At 68.2% G+C, this 4,215-nt stretch carries 4 protein-coding genes and 1 pseudogene; 4 read left to right on the top strand and 1 reads right to left on the bottom strand.

Features of this window, described 5'->3' with window-relative positions; translation table 11 throughout:
- Positions 1 to 368, top strand: a pseudogene (glyA, locus tag ELR45_RS39690) (serine hydroxymethyltransferase); the annotation flags it as partial.
- Positions 369 to 414: 46 nt separating this feature from the next.
- Here glyA and ELR45_RS30255 read toward each other — a convergent pair.
- Entirely contained in the window at positions 415 to 1,485 is a 1,071-nt protein-coding gene (locus ELR45_RS30255; protein ID WP_165368241.1) for an N-acetylglucosamine kinase, read from the bottom strand.
- Between the two features lie 228 nt (positions 1,486 to 1,713).
- On the opposite strand from ELR45_RS30255, the gene ELR45_RS30250 reads away from it, so the two are divergent.
- The 3 genes from ELR45_RS30250 to ELR45_RS36065 form a co-directional block, all read left to right on the top strand.
- On the top strand, positions 1,714 to 2,679 hold the full coding sequence (locus tag ELR45_RS30250) for a MurR/RpiR family transcriptional regulator (protein ID WP_205857564.1): 966 nt from the start codon (positions 1,714 to 1,716) through the stop codon (positions 2,677 to 2,679).
- Positions 2,680 to 2,707: 28 nt separating this feature from the next.
- On the top strand, positions 2,708 to 3,487 hold the full coding sequence (locus ELR45_RS30245) for a sugar isomerase domain-containing protein (protein ID WP_205857563.1): 780 nt from the start codon (positions 2,708 to 2,710) through the stop codon (positions 3,485 to 3,487).
- 77 nt (positions 3,488 to 3,564) lie between these two features.
- Positions 3,565 to 4,215, top strand: a 651-nt coding sequence (locus tag ELR45_RS36065; protein WP_165368240.1) for a twin-arginine translocation signal domain-containing protein, incomplete at its 3' end; no start/stop codon positions are given.

The following is a 4,215-nucleotide window of genomic DNA, read 5'->3' as shown; positions in this document are numbered from 1 at the left end:
GTGGCTTCGCGCTGATCTCGGGCGGGACGGACAACCACCTGATCCTGGTCGACCTGACCCCGAAGGGTGTACCCGGTAAGCCGGCGGCGAAGGCTCTGGACCGCGCCGGACTGGAGACCAACTACAACACCGTCCCCTATGACCCGCGCAAGCCTTTCGACCCGTCCGGCCTGCGGCTCGGCACCGCCGCGTTGACCAGCCGGGGCATGGGCGAAGGGGAGATGCGCGAGGTCGCGCGCTGGATGGACGAGATCGTCACGGCGCAGGCGTCCGGCAACGAGGACACGGTCGAGAAGGCGGTCAGCCAGGTACACGGCGAGGTGAGCGAGATCACCGGGCGCTTCCCCGTGCCAGGACTGGACCGCTGAAGTCTGGGCGACTGGGCTGCTGGGCTGGGCTCAACCGGCCCAGCAGCTAGCCGCTCGTGGACGCGATGATGCGGGTGTGCAGTTCGGCCGCTTGGGGCGTATCGGGTCCGACCAAGGATGCGGCTGCGAGCCACGCCGCGCCGGCGGCGCCATTGACGGCGGATGTGATCGGCGCGTCCGGCCAGCTTGCGGCCAGCTGTGGTTCCACCAGATGGCGCACTGGCGTGTCGGTGGTCAGCAGGGAGCCGGTGAGGACCACCGGTGTCGATTCGCCACTGGCACGGACAGCCGAGACCGCGTTGAGCAGATGATGCGCGGCCTCGGCGACAATACGGTCGGCCTCCGGGTCGGCGCCGGCGGCCGAGCTGACCAGAGGGGCGAGCTCGGCCAGAGCGACCGGAGGCCGGTCGTGTACGGCGCCGATCAGGTGCTCCACCAGCCCCACCAGCCCCTCGCTCCGATCGCGAGTGGTCAAGGCTGCCTCCTGATGGACGATGTCCGTCAGGCGCTCGTGCACGGTGGTGGCGTCGTCGTCCGGCCACAGCCGAGCGTGTAGGACTGCCCGGCCCAAAGGGCCGGGAAGCTCGTGGCGTTCCAGCGCGGCCAGAGTGGAACGGACCGCCTCCCGGCCGAGCCAGAACCCGGAGCCAAGGTCGCCGAGCAGCCAACCGTGGCCGTCCGCCGTAAGGACACGGCGCCGCCCTCGGAAGGTGGTGGCCAGGGCCCCGGTCCCCGCGATCAGCAGCGTCCCGTCGGGTTCCGGTGTCCCTGCGACGAATGCGACCATCGCATCTGAGACGATGTCGTACTTGCACGAGAGACCAGCATCCGACCACATCTGCCGGAACGCCGCGGCTACCGCGGGGCGCCTGAGATGCGGGTCACCGGCCGTCCCGACGACGGCGCGCTGGATGCGTGCCGGATCGTCCACCGCGGCGACGGCTTCGCCCAGCGCCGATGAGATGGCCTTGAGCGCGGCGTCGGGGGAGTGAGACGTGATGTTCGCTCCGGGTCCACGCCCGGTGGCGACATGCACTCCGTCGATCCCGGCGATGAGCGCGCGGGTTGATGTACCGCCTATGTCCAACCCCAGCACCAGGGCCGCCGAACCTGTCACGCGCCACCTCTCGTTTCTGTTGTGTCGCCAGGATGTCACAGCTTCAGCAACCTGAGGCCAAGGCCTTGACACCGCCCAAAGTTCAGAAATAGTTTTCAGCACATTAACGCATCTGGCTGGACGTGAAATTCAGGATCACAGCGGTGGCACAGGGTGTGACCGTGGTTTTCGTAGGCCCATCGCGCCTCGTGGGCCGAGAACCCGTAGCGACGCATGAAGGGTGGAGCGGTGACCGAAGACGCGCTCTCTTCCGTCGGAGGAGAGACCGGGACGACCGGGGAGCTCGTGGGCGAGCGCCTGAGCGGCGACGTCATTCTGGCCCGTACTCGTGCACTGTTGCCCAACCTCCCTGCCGCCCTGCTACGCGTCGGTGAACATGTGCTGTCCGCACCGGCAGGAGTCGCCCGGTCGACGATCTTGGAGACCGCGGAACGAAGCGGGACCTCGCCGGCCACCGTCACTCGATTCTGCCGGGCCATCGGGCTCGCCGGATACGCCGATCTGCGCCTCGCCATGGCGGAGGAGACGGGACGATCGTCGTCGGTGGCTGGCTGGGAGATCGACATCGGCCGCGAGATCAGCCCCACCGACCCGATCGACCGCGTCGCCAACCTGATCGCCACCGCCGAGATCAGGGGAATCCAGGAGACCATGGCGCAGCTCGACCTCGAGGCCGTGGAACGCACCGCCGAGGCCGTGGACAAGGCGCGCCGCGTCGAGCTGTACGGCATGGGCGGCAGCGCGCTCATGGCCGGAAAGATGCAGCTGAGCCTGCACCGCATCGGCGTGCCGACGTGGACCTGGGGGGACGTCCATTCAGGACTCACCAGCGGCGTGCTGCTCAAGCCTGGCGACGTCGCCATCGGCATCTCGCACTCGGGCTCGACCCGGGAGACGTTCGAGATGCTCTCGGTCGCCGCGAGCAGTGGAGCGACGACGGTCGCGCTGACCAGCAGGCCCGATGCTCCGCTGGCCGAAGTGGCCGACATCGTGCTGACGACGGCGGCACACGAGACCACGTTCCGGCCCGCCCCCCATGCATCTCGACTTCCACAGAACATAGTCCTGGACCTGGTCTACGTCGCAGTGGCGCAGCGACGGCGTGAGGAGACCATCGCTGCGCTGAAAGTGACCGCCGACGCCGTCAGCGGCCACCGTAAACAACCACAGCCCAAAGGGGTGCAGCGGGGATGAGAGGACCGGAGTGGGCACGGACGAGCCAATGAACGACATGGGGAACGACGACGCGGCCGCGGTGAGCGCGGAAGCCTACTTGGTGCGGGTGCGCGAGGCCATGGAACAGGTGGCAGCCAGCCAGGCCAAAGGCGTGGCCCAGGCGGCCGACCTGATGGCTGACGGGATCCGGCGAGGCGGGGTGATACAAGCCTTCGGCACCGGCCATTCGCAGGCGATCGCGATGGAGATCGCCGGGCGTGCGGGCGGCTTGATCCCATCGAACCGGATCGCCCTGCGCGACCTGGTGGTCGAGGACGGTGAGCCGGCGTCGGTGCTGAACGATCCACGCCTGGAACGGGACCCGAACCTGGCGGAGCGGCTGTACAACGCCACTCCGGTCGACCCTGCGGACGTGTTCATCATCGCGTCCAACTCGGGGATCAACGGGAGCATCGTCGGGCTGGCCGCGATTGCGAAGGAACACGGCCATCCGCTGATCGCGATCACGTCGCTGGACCACAGCCGGCAGGTCGAGTCCCGGCACCCGTCCGGTGGCAAACTGACCGATTTCGCCGATGTCGTGCTGGACAACCGTGGCCCGTTCGGCGACGCCGTGCTGCCGCTGCCCGGCGGAGGAGCGGTGTGCGCGGTGTCGACCATCACGTCCGCACTCCTCGCGCAATTCCTGACGGCAGAGGTGGTGCGCCGGCTGATAGACGCCGGTGAGGAACCCCCTGTCTACCTCTCCGCCAATGTGCCCGGCGGGGACGCCCACAACGACGCACTACTCACACGGTACGAAGGCCGGATCCGGCGCGGCAGTTGACGGTTCGGTCCCGAGGCGGGATCCCGCGCGGCCACGGCCGCTACTCACACACAGGCGCTCGAGGAGGGAGTACGGAAATGGTGAAAAGCACTGCACGTCAGACGTCGTCCACGTCGCCGACACGACGAAGGTTCCTGCAGCAGATGGCGGTCGGAGGGCTCGCCGTCGGCCCCGGGTCGGCGGCGTTGGCCTCCTGTGCCTTCGGCGGCGACGACGATGACGACACCGAGTCCAGCACGGAAGAGACAGGCGGCGACGCCACCGAGGAGAACCCGCTGGGCATCGCCGAGGACGAGTCGGTGGAGATCTACATCTTCGACGGCGGATTCGGCGACGAGTACGCCACGGAGCTGCACCAGCCGATCTTCAGCGACCGGTGGCCGGACGTTCAGATCGACCACCACGCTGCCGTCGACATCGGTGGTGAGCTGCAGACCCGGTTCGCCGCCGGGGACCCGCCGGACTTCATCAACAACTCCGGCGACGGCGCGATGGACAACGGGCAGCTGGTGAGCGACGGCCTGCTGCAGGACCTGACGGAGCTGTTCGACGCGCCCAGCTGGGACGACCCGAACACGCCCGTGCGAGACACGCTCATCCCGGGCACCATCGAGCAGGGCACGTACGACGGCACACCGTATGTGTTGAACTACGCCTTCACCGTGTTCGGCATCTGGTACAACAAGACGCTGATGGACGACAACGGCTGGCCGGTGCCGACCACGTGG

It is taken from the genome of Phytoactinopolyspora endophytica, from assembly GCF_004138495.1.
Taxonomy (GTDB): Bacteria; Actinomycetota; Actinomycetes; order Jiangellales; family Jiangellaceae; genus Phytoactinopolyspora; species Phytoactinopolyspora endophytica.
The sequence above is the reverse complement of the archived record's forward strand: the minus strand, read 5'-3'. Positions and strand labels throughout refer to the sequence as shown.